We start from the raw sequence: 18907 nt of genomic DNA, 5'->3' as shown, positions 1-18907 counted from the left end.
CGACCAGTTCGGGATCGCGGATTTCAATGGAAACTTTCGACACCATCATCGTCGGCGCCGGTTCCGCCGGCTGCGTGCTTGCGGACAGGCTCTCGGCCGCGGGCCTTTCCGTGCTGCTGCTGGAAGCCGGCGGCAGCGACCGCCGCTTCTGGATCAAGCTGCCGATCGGCTATGGGCGCCTGTTCTATGACGAGACCGTGAACTGGGCCTATCAGACCGAGCCCTGTCCCGAGCTCAACGGCCGCAGCCTCTACTGGCCGCGTGGGAAAGTGGTCGGCGGCTCGAGTTCGATCAACGCCCTGGTCTATTATCGCGGCCTGCCGCACGACTATGACGACTGGGTCGGAATGGGCGCCCAAGGCTGGGGCTGGAACGACGTCCGCCCGGTCTTCGAGGCGAACGAGCGCCGGATGAGCGAATCCGGCATGCGTATCGGCAGCGGTCCCTTGAGCGTCTCGCGCATCGACGACGACGCGCATCCGCTCAAAGAACGCTACTTCCAGGCCGCGCGCGAGCTGCAGCTGCCGCTGACCGCCGACATGGTGAGCCAACCGGAAGGCGCCGGCCTCTACCAGATCACCACCAGGAACGGCTTCCGCTGCTCCGCCGCCGATGCCTTCCTGCGGCCGGCGCTGAAGCGCGGGCTGGTGAAGCTCGAGACCGATGCGATGGCGACGCGTATCCTGTTCGAGGGCAAGCGCGCGGTCGGGATCGAATACCGCCGCTACGGCCATCTGTTCCAGGCGCGCGCGAACTTCTCGGTGATCCTCTCCGGCGGCGCGGTGAACTCGCCGCAGCTCTTGCAGCTCTCCGGCATCGGCCCGGGCGCGCTGCTGCAGAGCCAGGGTATCGCGCCGGTCGTGGACAATGCGAATGTCGGCGCGCATCTGCAGGACCATCTCGCCGTTACCTACTATTACAAGTCCAAGGTCCCGACGCTCAACGACGAGCTCAATTCGATGTGGGGGCAGTTCAAAGCGGCGTTGCATTACGTGCTGACCCGGCGCGGCACCTTGAGCCTCAGCGTCAACCAGTGCGGCGGCTTCGTGCGCTCGTCGGCGGCGGCGAAACGCGTGGACATGCAGCTCTATTTCAACCCGATCACCTATCCTTCGCCGAAGCCCGGCGAGGTGCGGCGCATCGATCCCGATCCCTTCTCGGGTTTCATCCTGTCCTTCCAGCCTTGCCGGCCGACCAGCCGTGGCACAATTTCGATCCGGGACAACGGCATCGACACGCCGCCGAAGATCGCGCCCAACTACATGTCGACCGACCTGGACATCGCCGAGGCGATCGCCGGCGGCAGGCTGCTGCAACGCCTGGAATCGACACCGGCGATCCGGGAGATCATCAAGGAGACCATCCCGCCGGTGCTCGGGCCGATGTCGGACGCCGACCTGCTGGCCGATTTCCGCCAGCGCTGCAGCACCGTTTTCCACCCGACCTCCACCTGCAGGATGGGTGCCGGCGCCGCGGATTCCGTGGTCGACAACCGCAGCCGCGTCTTCGGGATCGAGGGCCTGCGGGTCTGCGACGCCTCGATCTTCCCGACCGTCACCTCGGGCAATACCAACGCAGCCACCATCATGGTCGCGCGCAAGATGAGCGACGCCATCGTCCAAGACTCGAAGTCCTGATATAACCGGCGCAAAGCGCAGGGGAGGCCCAGCATGAAAATCAAGGACCTGAAAACCTTCATCGTCGGCAACCCGCCGCCGGGATTCGGCGGGCGCTATTTCGTCTTCGTGAAGCTGATCACCGACAACGGCATCGAGGGGATCGGCGAGGTATATGCTGCGACCTTCGGCCCGAAGGTGGTCGAGGCGATGATCAAGGACGTGTTCGAGCGACATCTGCTCGGCCGCGAGCCGTTCCGGATCGAGGCGATCTGGCGCGAGGTCTATTCCCGCGGCTATTCCCAGCGCCCGGACATCTCGCTGATGGGCGTGCTCTCGGCGATCGAAATGGCGCTCTGGGACATCATCGGCAAGGCAACCATGAAGCCGGTGCATGCGCTGATGGGCGGCAAGGTGCATGAGCGGCTCCGCAGCTACACCTATCTCTATCCGGACGAGAAGCAGGACGCGACCGACTTCTACAACAACGCCGATGCCTCGGCGAAGCGCGCGGCGGAATACGTGAAGATGGGCTTCACCGGGATCAAGTTCGATCCGGCCGGCCCCTACACGATCTATGACCCGCACCAGCCGAGCTTGTTCGACATGGATCAGTCGGAGCTGTTCTGCAAACGCCTGCGCGAGGCGGTCGGCAGCAAGGCCGATCTTTTGTTCGGAACCCACGGCCAGTTCACGACGTCGGGTGCCATTCGCCTCGGCCGCCGCATCGAGGCCTATGACCCGCTGTGGTACGAAGAGCCGACGCCGCCGGAAATGCCGGAGGAGATGGCCAAGGTCGCCCGCGCCTGCAAGGTGCCGATCGCGACCGGCGAGCGCCTCACCACCAAATACGAGTTTGCCCGCGTGCTGGAGCTCGGCGCCGCCTCGATCCTGCAACCAGCGCTCGGCCGGGTCGGCGGCATCTTCGAGGCCAAGAAGATCGCTGCGATGGCGGAGACGCATTACGCCGTGATGGCGCCGCATCTCTATGCCGGCCCGATCGAGGGAGCGGCGAACATTCAGTTCGCCGCCACCCTGCCGAACTTCCTGATCCTGGAGAGCATCCAGACCTGGGGCGGCTTTCACGCCGAGATCCTGAAGAAGCCGATCCGCTGGGAAGACGGCTACGTGATCGTCCCCGACGAACCTGGCCTCGGCGTCGAGCTCAACGAGGAAATAGCGCTGGCGCATCCCTATACCGGCGACGAGCTGCATCTCGAAGTGCAGACCACGCCGATCAGCTATTCGACGGCCAACAAGTTCGGTGGAGGCTCCTGAGCCATGCGTTACGGTTTCATCGGCCTTGGCCACCTCGGCCGCCATCTCGCCTCCAGCCTGGCCCGCGGCGGGTTCCAGGTCGCGGTTCACGACCGCGACCGCGCCGCCGCCGAGCCGGCCTTGAAGCTCGGCGCGACCTGGGCCGCCTCCCCGGCGGAAGCGGCCAAGGATGCCGACGGCCTCATCACCTGCCTGCCCTCGCCCAAGGCGAGCGAAAGTGTGATCACCGCCGCATTGCCGGGCTTCAAGCCCGGTGCCACATGGATCGAAATGAGCACGGTCGATGAGGACACGCTCGCCCGCCTCGCGGCGCCGCTCTCGGCGCGCCAGGTCGATGTGCTGGCTTGCCCGGTCACCGGCGGCGTGCATCGGGCCGAGGCCGGCGAGATCACCGTGCTGGTCGGCGGCGACAAGGCCTTGTTCGACAGGCATCGCGGCGCCCTCCAGGCCATGGGCGGCGAAGTCATCCATCTCGGCGGCCACCAGCAGGCTTCGGTGACCAAGGTGGTCACCAACATGCTGGCCTTCATCCACCTGATCGCCGCCGGCGAGGCACTGATGCTCTGCAAGAAAGGCGGCGTCGATCTCGCCTCCGCCTTCAAGGCGATCAAGGCCAGCTCCGGCAACAGCTTCGTGCACGAGACCGAGAGCCAGGTAATCCTGAACGGCTCCTATGACATCGGCTTCACCATGGACCTCGCCTGCAAGGACGCCGGCTTCGCCCTGGAGATGGGCCGTCGCTTTGGCGTGCCGCTGAAGCTGGCGGGCCTCATGGAGCAGATCTTCGTGGAAGGCCGCGCCAAATACGGCGGCGGCGCCTGGTCGTCCATGATCGTGAAACTGCTGGAGGATTCGGTTGGCGAAGATTTGCGCGCCCCGGGCTTCCCGGCAAGGCTGGAGGCGAGCTAGGATCAACATCGAGAGGCAGGTCGTTGGGCGGACCGAAGAGCTACGTTCTTTCAGGCGGCGACGTGATCTTGTGGACCGAGGACGGGACCATCATGCTGAAGGCCAGCGACACCTACGACGAACCCGTCGCGCTCAGCCGCGCAGAAGCCAAGGCGCTCTCGCAAGCGCTGTTGGCGCTTGCCGCAGGTGATTCGGAGACGAAGTGATGCAGCGCCCGATCGATATCCCGACCGTCATCAAGACCGATCCCAGCTCTTTCGAGGACTACACGCTCGACGGACCGGGCTATCCGGGTTTGCGCTGGAAGCCGATCACCTTCGACCTGAAGACCAGCCGCGGCAGCTACTACTTCCACATGCTCCCGGGATCGGTCACCAAGCCGCACACCCACCCCAACTACGAAGAATTCTACGTGATCGAGGGCGAGGCGATCGAGAGCGACGGCCGGGTGCTGAAGACCGGCGACTTCGTCTCCTTCAAGCCCGGCTCCTATCACAACACCCGCACCGAGATCGGCTGCCTGATGATCGTATTCGAATGGGCGCCGGCCTGAAGGCCTGACATGGCGGAGATCAGGGCGATCCGCGCCAACATCGTCACCCTGCACGTTGACGCCATTGTCAACGCTGCCAACGAGAGCCTGCTCGGCGGCGGCGGAGTGGATGGCGCCATCCACCGCGCGGCAGGGCCGGAACTCCTGGAAGAATGCCGGACCTTGCATGGCTGCAAGAGCGGCGACGCCAAGATTACCAAGGGCTACAGGCTGCCGGCCAAGCACGTCATCCACACCGTTGGCCCGGTCTACCGCGGCGGCGAGGCCGGCGAGCCCGCGGTGCTCGCCTCCTGCTACCGCCGTTCCCTGGAGATCGCGGAGCAGCATGGCTTGAAGTCGATCGCCTTTCCGGCGATCAGCACCGGCATCTACGGCTATCCAATCGAGGATGCGACCAGGATCGCGGTCGAGACCGTGCGCGCATCGCTCGATGCCGCGCCGAGCGTCGAAGACGTGATCTTCTGCTGCTTCTCGGAGAGTGACCTGGCTGTCTATCGGCAGGCGCTCGCTAGCCGAGTATCCAGGTAAGGCCGCCGACGATCGCCGCCGCAACCGCCGCACCAACGCCGAGAATCACGTAAGCTCCGCGACTGACGTTGCGCTTGATTTTCTGAAACTCAGCGCGGTCGTTGACGTTGGGGAAAGGTGCGTTGGGCACCGCGACGTCGAGGAACCGGCACAACGGTCCCCAGCCCTGGTCAGCGGTGAAGATCAGCAGCCGCTCGGGCGGCACCGCGGCCTTCACTTCATCGATATGCCGGTTGTAGAAGGCCGTCGCTTTCGCCCGGTCGGGCATGGTGTCGCGGTGGAGGTGCTGCCAGATCAGCTTCCGCGACATGTCGCCGAACTTCCGGCCGAACGGCGTCACCGCATGCAGCAGCCTGAACTGCCAGGTGTTCTCGGTGAAATAGATCGTCTCCATCACGCTCTCGTACCAGGCATCGGCACCCTTCGGGTGCAGGGTCAGCAGCACCTTGGCCTCCGGGTAGAAGCGGATCAGCTCGCGCCAGACGCAGACCGCGGGGTTGTCCACGCTCGCGGTATATTGGCCGAAGACCTGCTCCCAGTCGTTCCGTGGCCGGTCCGGCGCGTCGGCGACCCGCCGCCAGAAATCGAGATGGGTCTTCTTGTTCTCGGGTTTCCCCAGGACTTCGAACATGTGATAGCAGGGGAAGCCGAGCTGCTTCAGCGCGGTATAGGTCGACATGGTCCCGGTCCGGCCGAAACCGGCCCCCACGATCTGCAGCGGCATTGGCGTTCTCCCCTGGTTCCGGCCATTGTTTCCATACAATTGGCCCGTGGACAATCGGGCGGACAATCGGGCGGCAATCGGGGTCACAAACCCCGCAGATTCACCCTATCCGGCACGGATGCCGCATTGCGCCAAGGGCCGCTGGGCGGTATTTTCCGCGCCGTTTTCCCCGTCCCGCCAGAAGTGAGAATCATGGCCTTCATCGCCGAACGCCTCGACCGGATCCAGCCCTCGCCCACCATCGCCGTCACGAGCAAGGCGCGGCAGCTGAAAGCGGAAGGCCGCGACGTGATCGGCCTCGGCGCCGGCGAGCCGGATTTCGACACGCCCGACAACATCAAGGAAGCGGCGATCCAGGCGATCCGCTCCGGCGACACCAAATACACCAACGTGGACGGCACCGACGCGCTGAAGAAGGCGATCATCGCCAAGTTCAAACGCGAGAACGGCCTCGACTACAAGATGGACCAGATCACCGTCGGCACCGGCGGCAAGCAGGTGCTGTTCAACGCCCTGGTCGCCACCCTGAACGCCGGAGACGAGGTCATCATCCCGGCGCCCTACTGGGTCTCCTATCCGGACATCGTGCAGTTGGCCGACGGCAAGCCGGTGATCGTCGAATGCGGCGAGAACCACAAGTTCAAGCTGACCGCCGAAGCCCTCGAAGCGGCGATCACGCCGAAGACCAAGTGGCTGATCCTGAACTCGCCGTCGAACCCGACCGGTGCCGCCTACAGCGCCGCCGACCTGAGGGCGCTGGCCGACGTGCTGCTGAAGCACCCGCAGGTGCATATCCTGACCGACGATATGTACGAGCATCTGCTCTATGACGGCTTCAAGTTCGCGACCATTGCCCAGGTCGAGCCGAAGCTCTACGACCGCACCTTGACGATGAACGGCGTCTCCAAGGCCTATTGCATGACCGGCTGGCGGATCGGCTATGCCGGCGGCCCCGCCCCGCTGATCAAGGCCATCGCCAAGATGCAGTCGCAATCGACCTCGAACCCCTCCTCGGTCTCCCAGGCGGCGGCGGTCGAGGCCTTGAATGGCCCGCAGGACTTCATCGCGAAGCACAACGCGGTGTTCAAGGAACGCCGCGACATGGTCGTGAAGATGCTGAACCAGGCGCCGGGCCTGCATTGCCACACGCCGGAGGGCGCGTTCTATGTCTACCCCTCCTGCGCCGGCTGCATCGGCAAGACCACGCCGCAGGGCAAGAAGATCGCCACCGACGACGATTTCGTGACCTATCTGCTGGAGGCGGAAGGTGTCGCGGCCGTGCAGGGTTCGGCCTTCGGGCTGTCGCCCTATTTCCGCATCTCCTACGCGACCTCGACCGAAGCGCTGAAGGAGGCCTGCACCCGCATCATCCGGGCGTGCCAGGCGCTGAAGTAGAGACTCCGCCGCTTCTCCAAACTCGTTAGTCACCCCAAGGCTTGGCCACATATGCGCTAGGTTAAGGGGATTCCCTCTGGATGGCGAATGTGATTCAAGCTTGGGATGGAACAGGACGAGCTTGATTCGGACGATTGGCTGCAGCTTGTGGCCAGGCTGGGCGGCGAAGCCGCCTTGGCGGCATCTGCTCGTGAGCATGGCGCATTTTTGCGGGCGCGCCGGCTCAAGAGCGCAGTAGACCTGCTGAGAATGGCGCTGATGTACGGGCCTGGCGGCCAGTCGTTGCGAAGCTTGGCGGCGATGGCGGCGGCGCAGGGCGTGGCGGATCTGTCGGACGTGTCGCTGATGGAGCGCCTGAGGAACGCGGCGGGCTGGCTGGAGGCTCTGTGCGCTGAGAACCTAAGCCGGGTCGCCCGGACCATCGGGGTCAAGGACGGCAACCGGCCGATCCGGATCGTCGATGGCAGCCGGATCGAAGGGCCCGGCAATCGGGCTTGGCGGCTGCATCTCTGCTATGCCCCCCACCTTGCGCGGATCACCGATGCCGCCATTACGACGCTCAAGGAAGGCGAGCGGCTGGACCGACTGGCGGTGACGCCGGGCGAGATTCGCCTTGGCGACCGCGGCTACCCGCATCCGGACGCGATCAAGGATACTCTAGAGGCCGGCGCCGATGTTCTGCTGCGCCTGACCTGGAACAGCCTGCAATTGCGGCACGCCGACGGCCAGCCTCTCGACTGGATGCGGTTGTTCGAGCAGGCGAATGCACAAGGTGCGCTCGACTTGGCCGTTCGAGTGCACAAGGCGCACAGCCGAGAGAAGCCGTGTGAGATGCGCCTCGTCCTCATCAAGAAGCCGCCGGATGCCGCAGCCAGGGCTCGCACCAAGGCGCGGCGGACGCGCTCCAAGTTCCAACGACAACGCACCGATCCCAGAACGCTTGCCGCTGCCGATCATCTCATTCTGCTCACCTCGCTCGGTGCGCAGGACTTCCCGGTGGACGCGATCGGCGCCCTCTACCGGCTGCGCTTGCAGATCGAAATCGCCATCAAGCGCCTGAAGTCCATCCTGCGCATCGACCGGCTACCCGCCAAGGACCCCGATCTCGCGCGAGCATGGCTCTACGCCCATCTGCTCCTCGCCCTCATCCTTGATGAAACGCTCGCCGACCCGGGCGCCATTCCCCCCTCGACCGGCAACCTCTCGCCAGACGTCCCTCTGGCGCACGACAATTCTGCTCGCAAACGCCCTGCTCGCCGCGATCTGGCCGCCGCCTAACTTGGCAACCACCTTGCGGTTCGTTCTCCGCAAGATGCGGCAGCTCGACGAACCGCCTAGAAAGCGGAAACTCCAAATGAAGCCCTTAACCTAGCGCTCATGAGGCTTGGCCTTGGGGTCCACGAGTTTGCCCGCAACAAAGCAACTCGTGGATGCCAAGGCCAAGCCTTGGCATGACTGCGGAGCTATAGTCCGCAGCTCGCCTATGATATTTCCGCCCTGGACACCGCTCCACCGCATGGCAAGCTGATCGCCTTGCCGGGGAGAGCTGCATGTCGCCTGATTCATCGCGTCCGTATAAGCCCGCGAACCCCTATCCCTTCGCCCGCGCCAAGCGTACGCCGCCGACAGCGCTGATCGACACCGAGGGACAGGTCGATATGCGGCGGCTGCGCAAATACCGGCTCGATCGAGTGCGCGCCGAGCTCAAGAAGAACGATTTCGCCGGTATCGTGCTGTTCGACCCGATCAACATCCGCTACGCGACCGGCAGCCGGAATATGGCTGTCTGGACCCTGCACAATGCGGGGCGCTACGCCTTCGTGCCGACCGAAGGGCCGGTGGTGCTGTTCGAGTTCCATGGCTGCGCCCACCTTAGCGAAGGTCTCGAGACCATTGCAGAGATCCGCGGCGCCAAGGCTTGGTACTTCTACGCCGCCGGGCCGCTGGTCGAGAAGCGCGCGGGGCAATGGGCGGCGGAGATCGCCGATCTGGTGCAGGCGCATGGCGGCGGCAACAAACGCCTCGCCCTCGATCATTGCGATCTCGCCGGCGCCCGCGCGCTGCAGAAGCTCGGCATCGACGCGCATGAGGGCGAAGGTGTGATGGAATTCGCGCGGCGGATCAAGTCGGCGGACGAGATCGCGCTGATGGGCGTGTCGATTGCGGTCTGCGAGACCGGCATGGCGAGAATGCGTGACGCGCTCGAGCCCGGCATCACGGAGAACCAGCTCTGGGCCAAGCTGCACGAGACCAACATCGCGATGGGCGGCGAGTGGATCGAGACCCGCCTCCTGGCCTCGGGCGGCCGCACCAATCCCTGGTTCGCGGAATCCAGCGACCGCATCATCCGGCCCGGCGAGCTGGTCAGCTTCGACACCGACCTGATCGGTCCCTACGGCTATTGCGCCGATCTCTCCCGCACCTATTTCTGCGGCCCCGGCAAGCCGACGCCGAAGCAGCGCGAGCTCTACCGGCTCGCCTGGGAGCAGATCCATTTCAACATCGACGTGTTGAAGCCGGGCCTCACCTCGAAGGAGCTGGTCGAGCGTTCCTTCCAGCTGCCGGCGAGCTGCCTCGAGAACCGCTATTGCGTGGTCTATCACGGCGTGGGTCTCGCCGACGAATACCCGCAGGTCGTCTATCTCGAGGACCTGGAAAGCGGCGGCTTTGACGGCCTGATCGAGCCCGGTATGACGCTCTGCGTCGAGAGCTACATGGGCGAGGTCGGCGGCGACGAGGGCGTGAAGCTGGAGCAGCAGGTGCTGGTCACGGAAACCGGCTGCGAATTGCTGACCAGCTTCCCGTTCGAGGACAACCTGATGGTGCGGGAGATCTAGCCGTCAATCGACCGCGTCGATCGCCCTGACCGAAAGATTCCATTGTCCTGCGGCGTCCTTTCCCTTGAGGATCCGGGGGAAATTGCCACATTAGCCTTGTAAATCACGCCCCCAGAACACCAGACGAGGGATTCCATGTCGATCGACATCGGCATCAAGCCGAAGGACCGCAAGGCCATCGCCGAGGGTCTGAGCCACCTGCTGGCCGACACCTACACGCTCTATCTGAAGACCCATAACTTCCACTGGAACGTGGAAGGGCCGATGTTCAACACGCTGCATCTGATGTTCGAGACGCAGTACACCGAGCTGGCCCTCGCGGTCGACCTGATCGCCGAGCGGATCCGCGCTTTGGGCCATCCGGCCCCGGGCAGCTATTCCGCTTACGCCAAACTGTCCTCGATCAAAGAGGCGGCCGGCCAGCCTAAGGCAGAAGAGATGATCCGCCAGCTGGTCGAAGGCCAGGAAGCGGTTGCCCGCACCGCGCGCAGGGTCTTCCCGGCGGCCGAGAAGGCCTCCGACGAACCGACCGCCGACCTGCTGACCCAGCGCATGCAGGTCCATGAAAAGAACGCCTGGATGCTGCGGGCCTTGCTAGCCTAACCCCAGTCGATACCCGACCGGTCACCGGCACGTGACCGGTCGGGAGTAACCAATTCCCGCTTTCCGGCGTACTATCCTGGAATCCTTCAGGAGCGCGCCTCATGTTCATCAAGATCAAACGCGGCTGGGAACTGCCGGAAAGTGCTGCGACGCCGGAAGGCGTTTACCTGCGCCGGCGCCATTTTCTGGCCGCGGCCGGCATTGCCGTGGCCTCGCCTTTGGCCCTTTCCAGCGCCCACGCCGACGACACCGCCGACCCTTCCGCCGGCCTGTATCCGGTGAAGCGCAACGAGACCTACAAGCTCGACCGGGAGGTGACTTCCGAAGGGCTGTCGACCCATTACAACAACTACTATGAGTTCGACACGTCGAAAGACGTGGCGGATCTGGCGCAGGCGCTGCCGATCCGGCCCTGGACCGTCACTATCGACGGCATGGTGGAGAAGCCGCAGACCCTCGACATCGACGCGCTCCTGAAACAGATGCCGCTGGAAGAGCGGCTCTATCGCCACCGCTGCGTCGAGGCCTGGTCGATGGCGGTACCCTGGAGCGGCTTTCCGCTGAAGCGTCTGGTCGATCTCGCGGCGCCGCTGTCGAGTGCGAAATACCTGCGCTTCGAGAGCTTCAACAATCCCGACGTGGCGCCCGGCATCAGCGGCCAGCCCTGGTCGCCCTGGCCCTATATCGAGGGCCTGACCATCGCCGAGGCGACCAACGACCTCGCCTTCATGGTGACCGGCATGTACGGCAAGCCGGCGCCGAAGCAGAACGGCGCGCCGCTCCGCCTGGCGACACCGTGGAAATACGGCTTCAAGTCGGCCAAGGGCATCGTGAAGATCACCTTCACCGACCAGCAGCCCTTGAGCTACTGGGAGCAGTTGCAATCCAGCGAATACGGCTTCTGGGCCAATGTGAACCCCGAGGTCGCCCATCCGCGCTGGAGCCAGGCCGACGAGCGGGTGCTGGGCCAGAACGGCACCGTGCCGACCCAGCTCTTCAACGGCTATGGCGAGTTCGTCGCGTCGCTCTACAGCGGCATGCAGGATCTCGGCGACCGGCTCTACCGCTGAGGCTTGGCCGGCGTTTCGCCGGGCTTCCCGACCAATCCACTGGCGCAGTGCGGCATCCGCCCAAAGGCCGAGGCCGGGGCGATCTGTTGCACATTTACAACGCTAAAAAGAAAAATGCCGGGCCCGAGGGCCCGGCAAGTTAAACAGGGAGGCTTTACGTCTGGGAGACGTAGGATCCGAAGACCCCATCTGGGCCTTGCGCCCAGATCCGATTTGAGACTTCCAACCTAATTCCGGCCGTTCGTCTCGAAACTCGCGGTCCGCTTCTTCCGGTGCTCCAGCCCTTTGTTCGGGGGTGCAATCTTCGTCAGAACCGGGGATCGAAACTGTTGCGTTGCCGCAACAACACTGTGCTCCAATCCACACGCGTAAACATAGGTGTTTCTGCCAAGCTAACCAGAGTCAAAAACACAAAGGGCCCATGCAAGTTCCGCATGCCTATTTCATCATTCTGCCTCAATGTTTTAGCAGGTGATTTTCACATCGTTCCAGACGCGAAAAATGCGAAACTCGATAATATCACTCGGGTAGAGCGCTGGAATCGCTGCCGGATTCGACGGCAGTGCAGCAAAAATCCGCCCAAAACTTTCGCAGATGCGAAGGCAAATCGCCGGGTCCCATCGGCCCGGAGATCAGCCCTGCATCTTGCCTTCGGCGACCTTGCGCAGCAGGAAATCGCGGAAGACCTGGATGCGTTTCGAGTTCCGGAGCTCTTCCGGATAGACGAAATAGGCATCAATGCGCGGGCCCTGCAGCTCGGGCAGGACGCGGACCAGGTTCTGCGAATCCGTCGCCATGAACTCCGGCAGGCTGGCGAGACCCATGCCGCTCTGCACCGCGCGGCGGATCGCATAGACCGAGTTCACCTTCAACACCGGACGGCGCGGGCGATCCTTGCGCACGCCGGAGCGCATCAGCCAGTCGATCTCCGGCACCGGCGGGCGCTGATCCTCGCCGAAGACGATGATGCGATGGCCGTCGAGATCCTCCGGTGTCTTGGGAATGCCATGCCGCTTAAGATAACCTGGCGATGCATATACGTAGGTGTGCATGGTCAGCAGGTGCCGCTGGATCAATTCAGGTTGCCGCGGCGGCTGCATGCGGATCGCAACATCCGCCTCGCGCATCGAGAGATCGAGCTCGCGATCCTCGAGCAGCAGATCCACCTCGACGTCGGGGTAGAGCTCGACGAACTCCACCAGCCCCGGCGTCAGCCAGGCCGAGCCGAAGGCCTGGGTCGCCGTCACCTTGAGCTGGCCCTTCGGCCGGTCCTTGGACTCGCCGAGCTGCGCCTCGGCCATGGCCAGCTTGGAGAAGACCTCGTGCGCCGTGCGATAGAGCAGCTCGCCCTGCTCGGTCAGGATCAGGCCGCGGGCATGACGATGGAACAGCGCGACGTTGAGGCTTTCTTCGAGGGAGGAAATCTGGCGCGAGACCGCGGATTGCGAGAGGTTCAGCGTCTCACCCGCATGGGTGAAACTGCCGGCTTCAGCGACGGCGTGAAAGATCCTGAGCTTGTCCCAGTCCATCATGGACTGACCCCCGTAAAATCGCGGCGAAGCGCACGGCTGTGGCCTTCGCTGCTATTCGGCCGCGCGTGCTTCCTCGTGCTCATGCGCGGCCAGGAAGCGCTCAGCTTCCAGAGCGGCCATGCAACCCATGCCGGCGGCAGTCACGGCTTGGCGGAACACCTTGTCCTTCACGTCGCCGGCGGCGAAGACACCGGGAATCTCGGTCGCGGTGCTGTCCGGCTTGGTCAGCAGATAGCCCTCCGCGTCGAGCGGAAGCTTCCCCTTGAAGAGCTCGGTCGAAGGCGTGTGGCCGATCGCCACGAAGAGGCCGTCGGCCGGAATATCGGTGCTGGCGCCGGTCTTCACGTTCTTGATGCGCACAGCCGTGACACCCGCGGGCTCGCCGCTGCCCAGTACTTCCTCGACCGTCGAATCCCAAACCACCTTGATCTTCGGGTTACGGAACAGGCGCTCCTGCATGATCTTCTCGGCGCGCAGATGGTCGCGGCGATGCACCAGCGTCACCTTGGTCGCGTGGTTGGTGAGATAGATCGCCTCTTCCACCGCGGTGTTGCCGCCGCCGACGATGACGACTTCCTTCTCGCGGAAGAAGAAGCCGTCGCAGGTGGCGCAGGCGCTGACGCCGAAGCCGCGGAACTTCTGCTCCGACGGAATCCCCAGCCATTTGGCCTGGGCGCCGGTCGCGATGATCAGCGTGTCGCCGTAATAGATGTCGCCGGAATCGCCGACCGCCCGGAACGGCCGGCGCGAGAGATCGACCTCGGTAATGGTGTCGAACTTGAGCTGGGTGCCGACATGCTCGGCCTGCTTCTGCATCTGCTCCATGAGCCAGGGGCCCTGGATCACGTCGGCGAAGCCCGGGTAGTTTTCCACGTCGGTGGTGATGGTCATCTGGCCACCCGGCTGGATGCCCTGGACCAGGACCGGTTTCAGGTTGGCGCGCGCGGTGTAGATGGCCGCGGTATAGCCCGCCGGGCCAGAGCCGATGATGAGCGCCTTAGTCCTGATTTCCGCCATGTCTGGAGCCTTCGCGAGTCGGGGCCGAATCCCGTTGCGTTAAGATAAGTGTCCGGCGGAGCTTACTCAAGGCAAGCCCGTCACACTTCCCGAAAAGCGACGAAATCCCGCGAAATTCCTGCCTGATCTAAGGCTTACGAGCTAAGCCCGCTTCAGCCGGATATGCACCGTGGTGCCGTGGCCGAGATGGCTCATGATCTTGAGCCGCGCGTCCTGGCGCTCCAGCAGCGAGCGGGTGATGGCGAGGCCCAAGCCCGCGCCGCTCTTGTCCTTGCTGAGCGTGTTATCGACCTGGAAGAAGGGCTCGGTCACGCGGTCGATGTCCGGTTCGGGAATGCCGATGCCGCGGTCGGCGACCATGATCACCACTTCCTGGTCGACCCGGTCGGCCGAGACCAGGATCTGCGGCGCGCCGTCGGAGAACTTGATCGCGTTGTCGATGATGGCCAGCAGGCACTTCGCCAAGGCGGCGCGGTCGGCGACGACATCCGGCAGGTCGGGGGCGATCTCGACGATCGGCACGATCTCGGCATCGGCGAACTGCTGCTGGCGCATGGCGAGGCAGGATTCGATGATCGGCTCCAGCTGCACATTGTCCTTCTCGATGATGTAGGAGCCGGACTGCAGCCGTGTCATCTCCAAGGCCTGATTGACGATGTGCATCAGGTCGTTGGCGTTGTCGTGGGTGATCTGGAGATAGTCGAAATCCTCCGGCGCCAGGCGGCCGTTCAACCGCGACAGCAGCAGCGAGGAGAAACCGATGATCGCATTCAGGGGCGTGCGCAGCTCGTGGCCCATGTTGCGCAAGAGGTCGTGCTTGCCCCTTGAGAGCTCCTCGCGCTCGATCTTGGCCAGGCTGAACGCCTCCTCGCTCTGGGCCAGCAGCCGCTCGGCCTCGAGCCGCGCCTCCCGCTCCCGGGCAAACGCGGCACGCAGCTCTTCGAGCGAAGGCAGGGTCGTGGTGGCGGCGGAACTGATCATGGCGAAAGCCCGTCGCCCTTCCTGAGCAACCGGTGACAGCGGGAAAATCGACGAAATCCTATCTTACTTGGCTTCCCCGAAAGCCGATAGAGACGCGGCTCACATCATTTGCGAAAGGAAATTTCTCGTAATATAATTTCCCAAATTCACGCTTCGCTGGTGGAAGATTTCATGCGCCGGGCCAAACTGGACAAGATCGATCTCCGCATCCTCGCCGACCTGCAGGCGAATGGTCGGATGACCAATGTGGATCTCGCGGCGCGGGCCGGGATCTCGGCGCCGCCCTGCCTGAGAAGGGTGCGGGCGCTGGAAGAAGGCGGTTACCTGAAAGGTTACCATGCCGAAGTCAATGCCGAGGCGCTGGGCTTCGGCGTGACGGTCTTCGCCCATGTCGGTCTGAACAGCCAGGCCGAGACCGACCTTAAGGCCTTCGAGGCTCTGGTCGGCGGGTGGCCCATGGTCCGGGAATGCCACATGCTGGCCGGCGAGACCGACTTCCTCTTGAAGATCGTCGCCCACGACTGGGACGCCTATCAGAAATTCCTGACCACGCACCTGACGCCGGCGCCCAATGTCAGCCATGTCAAATCGGCGCTGGCGATCCGCACCTCCAAACTGCTGCCCGGCGTGCCGATCGACGCCGAGGAGCCGAACGCCGTCGCGCGCGAGGCGGCCGGGTTCAATTGAACCAAGAAAAAACCTCCCCCGTTGGCGGGGGAGGTCAGTTGGGGAGGAAAAGGCCAAGCAGGGTGACTGCGAAACTCAGGCCCAGGAATCTCAGGCCCAGACCGGCGCCGGGGCGCAGAACTTGTGGGCGGCTTCCGGGCAGTCGTCCTTGCCGTATTCGAAGTGGAAATCGCTCGGCTGCAGCCGGCCGCGATAGGTGTCCGTGAGATCGACCAGGCTGCCGTCCGGCAGAGCGGCGCGGACGTTGCAGCTCGCTCCCTGAACAAACTTCACGTCGCAGCCATCGGTGAAGATATCGGCGAAGCTCAGCATTTTGCTCTCGAGCTGGATCGGGGTGAGGATCGACATCCGGGTCTCCTAGATGCGCGTCATGTCGCGCTTGACAATGGGTCGCCCGAGACCTTCCGGCGGTTGGTGATGACGGTCACCGAGGCCCGGTGACGGCCATCACCAAGACAAAGAGTCGAAAACCCCAGCCGATCGCTCGGCCGGGGTTTCCTGCAGGCTGGTGTGCGGTGATGACTTAGACGATCTGGCTCCAGCTCACGTCGATGCCGGCATTCTGCAGGTCCTGGACATTGGTCCAGCCCTGGTTCTGCACGCCGTCGAGCTCCACGGTGCCGCCCTTCCAGCTGAACAGGACGTCGCCATCGGCGCTGCTGCCGACGAACAGGTCCACCTTGCTGCCGCCGTACGGATCGTAGAATTCCAGCGAGTCGGCCAGCGGATCGAAGTCAGTGATCACGTCGTTGCCGTGCAGCGGCGCATCGACCATCCAGACATAGTGGTCCTCGCCCGCACCGCCGGTCAGCGTGTCCGAACCGGTCCCGGCGTTGATGAAGTCGTTGCCTTCGCCGCCGTCGATCTTATCGGCGCCCTGGCTGCCCAGCAGCGTGTCGTCGCCCTTGCCGCCGAGGATCGTGGAGCCGCCGGTGTTGCCCGAGGCGTAGATGTAGTCGTTGCCGTCGCCGCCATCGAGGAAGTCCAGGCCGCCGTTGCCGTAGAGGCTGTCGTTGCCTTCGCCGCCGATGATCTTGTTGTTGGCGGAGGTGCCTTCGATATAGTCGCCGAACTTGGTGCCGATCACGTTCTCCATGTTGGAGATGCTGTCGCCCGCTGCCGCGCCGCCGTAGACATTGCCCTTCATGTTCACGAACACGCCGGTATCGGCGGCGGAATAGTCCACGGTGTCGATGCCGTTGCCGCCGTCCATCTTGTCGGCGCCGGCGCCATGGATGAACATGTCGTCGTTGTCGCCGCCGTTCATCGTGTCGTTGCCGATGCCGCCGTCGAGATAATCGTTGTTGGCGCCGCCGCTCAGGATGTCATTGCCGTCGCCGCCCAGCAGCTTGTCGTTGCCGGCGTCGCCCGAGAGGTTGTCGTTGCCGGTGCCGCCGTCGAGCACGTCATTGCCGCCGCCGCCGGTGGCGGTGTCGTTGCCGCCGTAGAGGTACATCGTGTTGTGCTGCCAGTCGCCGTTCACGGTCTCGCTGGCATTCGACCCGTAATAGGTCGTGTAGTACTGCTGAATCATGATCGACGGATCGAACTGGGTCGGGTCGAGCGGCATGGTCGTGGTGGGCTGGTTGGTAACGAGCGCCATGATCTAGAAGACCTCCTTGGGGGTCGGTTGAGTTTCGGTTGATGTTGGTGACGGGTAGTGCCGCCATCCGCGAAAGCCGTTCGACCCCATGGGCAGGCTTGTGCGATCAGTCACACCGTTCGGTGTGAAATCGATTATTTGGCTAAAATCAGCGAGTTAATATCGATCATCGCGTAGCGATCGCGCCCCGGAAAAGGGCGCAGAATCAACCCGGCCAGGCCGGCACGAAGACATCGGCGGCGCAGTCGCCGCGGGCGGGTTTGGCCGGTATGGCGAGGCTCTTTGGGGTCAGCGCCTGGGCGATGCGGCTGCGCTTCAGGCGGATCCGGATCTCCTGGAGCGCCGTGACGCCGTCTTCCTTCCGGCAATCGAGCATCAGGGCGCGGGCGCTGCCGCGGCCGAAATCGGCTTCGAAGGCATCCAGCAGCTGCTTACGCTCGATCGCGCCGCCGGCGCTATCGATCAGCAGTCGGGCCAGGCTGCCCTGCTCCACCGCGCGCAGCAGAGCGATGGCGTTTCCGAAATAGTCCTCCGGCTTGAGGCCGGTGCAGCTGCCGTGCTTCCACCATTCATGCCGGTCGAGACCGTCCCTGCTGCCCGGCATCGCCCGTTCGAGATCCTTGCTGCCCGCGCCTGAGAGCACGACCGGTGGAAGCTCAAGCCAGTTCCCGGCGTCCAGCCCCATGATGACCTTGCGGTTGAAATCGCCGAGGACGCAGAAATCGTCGTCGTCGTCGCGCTTGCCGTCGCCGTTCACGTCCCATTGCGGCCAGAGCCCATGCAGCGTGAGGCGCGGCTGGTCCTTGGGGGCGGGGTTGCACTCGGCCGCCTCAGGACGCGCCGCGCAAAAGCCGGGTTGCCAGGAGAGCGCCAGAACATAGCTGTCTTCAGCCTGCGCGAAGCCGCAGGCAAGCAGCGATCCCGACAGAAACAGGCAGGTGAACAGCGCGCGCCGGACTGTCCCGAGGATGTCCGGCATTGCGGTCCCTATTTGAACTGGACCTTGGCGACCTCGTAGGACTTGGAGCCGCCGGGGGTGGTTACCTCGACGGAATCGCCGACCTTCTTTCCGACCAGGGCGCGCGCCAGGGGCGCGGTGATGGCGAGGCGCTTCGACTTGATGTCGGCCTCGTCTTCGCCGACGATCTGGTAGGCGCTCTTCTCGTCGGTGTCCTCGTCGATGAGGGTGACGGTGGCGCCGAACTTGATCACCTTGCCGGACAGCTTGGAAACGTCGATCACCTCGGCCCTGCTGATCTTGTCCTCGAGCTCGAGCACGCGGCCTTCGATGAAGCTCTGGCGCTCGCGCGCGGCGTGATACTCGGCGTTTTCAGAGAGATCGCCGTGCTCGCGCGCTTCCGCGATCGCCCGGATGATGGCGGGACGCTCGATCGTCTTCAGCTGCTTCAACTCTTCTTCCAGGCGGCCGTAGCCGTCGGCGGTCATCGGGATCTTGTTCATGTCTTCGAGTTCCGAAACGCAAAAACGACCCCTCGGGCGAGGCGATCCCGGCTTCCCGATCAATGGGTTAGCCAAGCAACCAGCACCCGACAGGCCCAGATTATCTGGCGGTC

General features: G+C 64.1%; 20 protein-coding genes. 12 read left to right on the top strand and 8 right to left on the bottom strand.

What is annotated here, in order from left to right:
• The first annotated feature begins 26 nt into the window (after nucleotides 1-26).
• The 6 genes from ACH2CY_RS05740 to ACH2CY_RS05715 are packed head-to-tail and all read left to right on the top strand — an operon-like array spanning nucleotide 27 to nucleotide 4884.
• Nucleotides 27-1637: a GMC family oxidoreductase gene (locus ACH2CY_RS05740; RefSeq protein WP_395016942.1), complete on the top strand. Its 1611-nt coding sequence runs from the start codon at nucleotides 27-29 to the stop codon at nucleotides 1635-1637.
• Between the two features lie 33 nt (nucleotides 1638-1670).
• Entirely contained in the window at nucleotides 1671-2894 is a 1224-nt protein-coding gene (locus ACH2CY_RS05735) for a mandelate racemase/muconate lactonizing enzyme family protein (RefSeq protein ID WP_395016940.1), read from the top strand.
• Between the two features lie 3 nt (nucleotides 2895-2897).
• Nucleotides 2898-3803: an NAD(P)-dependent oxidoreductase gene (locus ACH2CY_RS05730; RefSeq protein WP_395016938.1), complete on the top strand. Its 906-nt coding sequence runs from the start codon at nucleotides 2898-2900 to the stop codon at nucleotides 3801-3803.
• 23 nt (nucleotides 3804-3826) lie between these two features.
• On the top strand, nucleotides 3827-4009 hold the full coding sequence (locus ACH2CY_RS05725; RefSeq protein ID WP_395016937.1) for a hypothetical protein: 183 nt from the start codon (nucleotides 3827-3829) through the stop codon (nucleotides 4007-4009).
• Nucleotides 4009-4356, top strand: coding sequence for a cupin domain-containing protein (locus tag ACH2CY_RS05720; RefSeq protein WP_395016935.1), 348 nt, complete (start codon nucleotides 4009-4011; stop codon nucleotides 4354-4356). Before ACH2CY_RS05725 ends, ACH2CY_RS05720 begins: the two co-directional genes overlap by 1 nt.
• Nucleotides 4357-4365: 9 nt before the next feature.
• The gene (locus tag ACH2CY_RS05715) at nucleotides 4366-4884 is read left to right on the top strand and encodes an O-acetyl-ADP-ribose deacetylase (RefSeq protein WP_395016933.1); all 519 of its coding nucleotides are present in this window, start codon (nucleotides 4366-4368) and stop codon (nucleotides 4882-4884) included.
• Here the strand turns inward: ACH2CY_RS05715 and ACH2CY_RS05710 are convergent.
• Nucleotides 4865-5608 (bottom strand): sulfotransferase family protein, encoded by a 744-nt coding sequence (locus ACH2CY_RS05710; protein WP_395016931.1) that lies wholly within the window; start codon nucleotides 5606-5608, stop codon nucleotides 4865-4867. The two genes, ACH2CY_RS05715 and ACH2CY_RS05710, sit on opposite strands and share 20 nt — an antisense overlap.
• Before the next feature lie 192 nt (nucleotides 5609-5800).
• Here ACH2CY_RS05710 and ACH2CY_RS05705 point away from each other — a divergent pair, with 192 nt between their 5' ends.
• The 5 genes from ACH2CY_RS05705 to msrP all read left to right on the top strand — a co-directional run bounded on the left by ACH2CY_RS05705 (nucleotide 5801) and on the right by msrP (nucleotide 11513).
• Nucleotides 5801-7003, top strand: coding sequence for an aspartate transaminase (locus ACH2CY_RS05705; RefSeq protein WP_395016928.1), 1203 nt, complete (start codon nucleotides 5801-5803; stop codon nucleotides 7001-7003).
• A 105-nt stretch (nucleotides 7004-7108) separates the two neighbouring features.
• Nucleotides 7109-8281 carry a transposase gene (locus tag ACH2CY_RS05700; protein WP_395016925.1) on the top strand — a complete coding sequence of 391 codons (1173 nt, stop codon included), beginning with the start codon at nucleotides 7109-7111 and terminating at the stop codon, nucleotides 8279-8281.
• Between the two features lie 272 nt (nucleotides 8282-8553).
• A complete protein-coding gene (locus ACH2CY_RS05695) occupies nucleotides 8554-9840 on the top strand; it encodes a M24 family metallopeptidase (RefSeq protein WP_395016923.1) in 1287 nt (428 codons plus the stop codon).
• 135 nt (nucleotides 9841-9975) lie between these two features.
• A complete protein-coding gene (locus ACH2CY_RS05690; protein WP_395016921.1) occupies nucleotides 9976-10443 on the top strand; it encodes a Dps family protein in 468 nt (155 codons plus the stop codon).
• 101 nt (nucleotides 10444-10544) lie between these two features.
• The gene (gene msrP, locus ACH2CY_RS05685; RefSeq protein WP_395016919.1) at nucleotides 10545-11513 is read left to right on the top strand and encodes a protein-methionine-sulfoxide reductase catalytic subunit MsrP; all 969 of its coding nucleotides are present in this window, start codon (nucleotides 10545-10547) and stop codon (nucleotides 11511-11513) included.
• A 632-nt stretch (nucleotides 11514-12145) separates the two neighbouring features.
• Here the strand turns inward: msrP and ACH2CY_RS05680 are convergent.
• The 3 genes from ACH2CY_RS05680 to ACH2CY_RS05670 all read right to left on the bottom strand — a co-directional run bounded on the left by ACH2CY_RS05680 (nucleotide 12146) and on the right by ACH2CY_RS05670 (nucleotide 15043).
• Nucleotides 12146-13042, bottom strand: coding sequence for a LysR family transcriptional regulator (locus ACH2CY_RS05680; RefSeq protein WP_395017151.1), 897 nt, complete (start codon nucleotides 13040-13042; stop codon nucleotides 12146-12148).
• Between the two features lie 54 nt (nucleotides 13043-13096).
• Entirely contained in the window at nucleotides 13097-14062 is a 966-nt protein-coding gene (gene trxB / locus ACH2CY_RS05675) for a thioredoxin-disulfide reductase (RefSeq protein WP_395016916.1), read from the bottom strand.
• Nucleotides 14063-14203: 141 nt separating this feature from the next.
• Nucleotides 14204-15043, bottom strand: coding sequence for a sensor histidine kinase (locus tag ACH2CY_RS05670; RefSeq protein ID WP_395016914.1), 840 nt, complete (start codon nucleotides 15041-15043; stop codon nucleotides 14204-14206).
• A 171-nt stretch (nucleotides 15044-15214) separates the two neighbouring features.
• Here ACH2CY_RS05670 and ACH2CY_RS05665 point away from each other — a divergent pair, with 171 nt between their 5' ends.
• The gene (locus tag ACH2CY_RS05665; protein WP_395016912.1) at nucleotides 15215-15730 is read left to right on the top strand and encodes an Lrp/AsnC family transcriptional regulator; all 516 of its coding nucleotides are present in this window, start codon (nucleotides 15215-15217) and stop codon (nucleotides 15728-15730) included.
• A 90-nt stretch (nucleotides 15731-15820) separates the two neighbouring features.
• Here ACH2CY_RS05665 and ACH2CY_RS05660 read toward each other — a convergent pair whose 3' ends face one another.
• The 4 genes from ACH2CY_RS05660 to greA all read right to left on the bottom strand — a co-directional run bounded on the left by ACH2CY_RS05660 (nucleotide 15821) and on the right by greA (nucleotide 18794).
• Nucleotides 15821-16078: a hypothetical protein gene (locus tag ACH2CY_RS05660; protein WP_395016910.1), complete on the bottom strand. Its 258-nt coding sequence runs from the start codon at nucleotides 16076-16078 to the stop codon at nucleotides 15821-15823.
• Between the two features lie 175 nt (nucleotides 16079-16253).
• Nucleotides 16254-17333 (bottom strand): calcium-binding protein, encoded by a 1080-nt coding sequence (locus ACH2CY_RS05655; protein ID WP_395016909.1) that lies wholly within the window; start codon nucleotides 17331-17333, stop codon nucleotides 16254-16256.
• 205 nt (nucleotides 17334-17538) lie between these two features.
• A complete protein-coding gene (locus ACH2CY_RS05650; protein WP_395016907.1) occupies nucleotides 17539-18312 on the bottom strand; it encodes a hypothetical protein in 774 nt (257 codons plus the stop codon).
• 8 nt (nucleotides 18313-18320) lie between these two features.
• Nucleotides 18321-18794 (bottom strand): transcription elongation factor GreA, encoded by a 474-nt coding sequence (greA, locus tag ACH2CY_RS05645; protein ID WP_395016904.1) that lies wholly within the window; start codon nucleotides 18792-18794, stop codon nucleotides 18321-18323.
• Nucleotides 18795-18907: the final 113 nt, after the last annotated feature.

The sequence above is a fragment of the Dongia sp. genome, assembly GCF_041905885.1.
GTDB lineage: Bacteria > Pseudomonadota > Alphaproteobacteria > Dongiales > Dongiaceae > Dongia.
The sequence above is the reverse complement of the archived record's forward strand: the minus strand, read 5'-3'. Positions and strand labels throughout refer to the sequence as shown.

What these genes read in the sequence shown, in the direction of transcription:
- ACH2CY_RS05690 (WP_395016921.1), top strand. Translation starts at nt 9,976, where the DNA reads ATGTCGATCGACATCGGCATCAAGCCGAAGGACCGCAAGGCCATCGCC.
- ACH2CY_RS05660 (WP_395016910.1), bottom strand. Translation starts at nt 16,078, where the DNA reads ATGTCGATCCTCACCCCGATCCAGCTCGAGAGCAAAATGCTGAGCTTC.
- ACH2CY_RS05730 (WP_395016938.1), top strand. Translation starts at nt 2,898, where the DNA reads ATGCGTTACGGTTTCATCGGCCTTGGCCACCTCGGCCGCCATCTCGCC.
- ACH2CY_RS05735 (WP_395016940.1), top strand. Translation starts at nt 1,671, where the DNA reads ATGAAAATCAAGGACCTGAAAACCTTCATCGTCGGCAACCCGCCGCCG.
- trxB (WP_395016916.1), bottom strand. Translation starts at nt 14,062, where the DNA reads ATGGCGGAAATCAGGACTAAGGCGCTCATCATCGGCTCTGGCCCGGCG.
- ACH2CY_RS05710 (WP_395016931.1), bottom strand. Translation starts at nt 5,608, where the DNA reads ATGCCGCTGCAGATCGTGGGGGCCGGTTTCGGCCGGACCGGGACCATG.
- ACH2CY_RS05650 (WP_395016907.1), bottom strand. Translation starts at nt 18,312, where the DNA reads ATGCCGGACATCCTCGGGACAGTCCGGCGCGCGCTGTTCACCTGCCTG.
- ACH2CY_RS05665 (WP_395016912.1), top strand. Translation starts at nt 15,215, where the DNA reads ATGCGCCGGGCCAAACTGGACAAGATCGATCTCCGCATCCTCGCCGAC.
- ACH2CY_RS05715 (WP_395016933.1), top strand. Translation starts at nt 4,366, where the DNA reads ATGGCGGAGATCAGGGCGATCCGCGCCAACATCGTCACCCTGCACGTT.
- ACH2CY_RS05700 (WP_395016925.1), top strand. Translation starts at nt 7,109, where the DNA reads ATGGAACAGGACGAGCTTGATTCGGACGATTGGCTGCAGCTTGTGGCC.
- ACH2CY_RS05705 (WP_395016928.1), top strand. Translation starts at nt 5,801, where the DNA reads ATGGCCTTCATCGCCGAACGCCTCGACCGGATCCAGCCCTCGCCCACC.
- greA (WP_395016904.1), bottom strand. Translation starts at nt 18,794, where the DNA reads ATGAACAAGATCCCGATGACCGCCGACGGCTACGGCCGCCTGGAAGAA.
- ACH2CY_RS05740 (WP_395016942.1), top strand. Translation starts at nt 27, where the DNA reads ATGGAAACTTTCGACACCATCATCGTCGGCGCCGGTTCCGCCGGCTGC.
- ACH2CY_RS05680 (WP_395017151.1), bottom strand. Translation starts at nt 13,042, where the DNA reads ATGGACTGGGACAAGCTCAGGATCTTTCACGCCGTCGCTGAAGCCGGC.
- ACH2CY_RS05655 (WP_395016909.1), bottom strand. Translation starts at nt 17,333, where the DNA reads ATGGCGCTCGTTACCAACCAGCCCACCACGACCATGCCGCTCGACCCG.
- msrP (WP_395016919.1), top strand. Translation starts at nt 10,545, where the DNA reads ATGTTCATCAAGATCAAACGCGGCTGGGAACTGCCGGAAAGTGCTGCG.
- ACH2CY_RS05695 (WP_395016923.1), top strand. Translation starts at nt 8,554, where the DNA reads ATGTCGCCTGATTCATCGCGTCCGTATAAGCCCGCGAACCCCTATCCC.
- ACH2CY_RS05720 (WP_395016935.1), top strand. Translation starts at nt 4,009, where the DNA reads ATGCAGCGCCCGATCGATATCCCGACCGTCATCAAGACCGATCCCAGC.
- ACH2CY_RS05670 (WP_395016914.1), bottom strand. Translation starts at nt 15,043, where the DNA reads ATGATCAGTTCCGCCGCCACCACGACCCTGCCTTCGCTCGAAGAGCTG.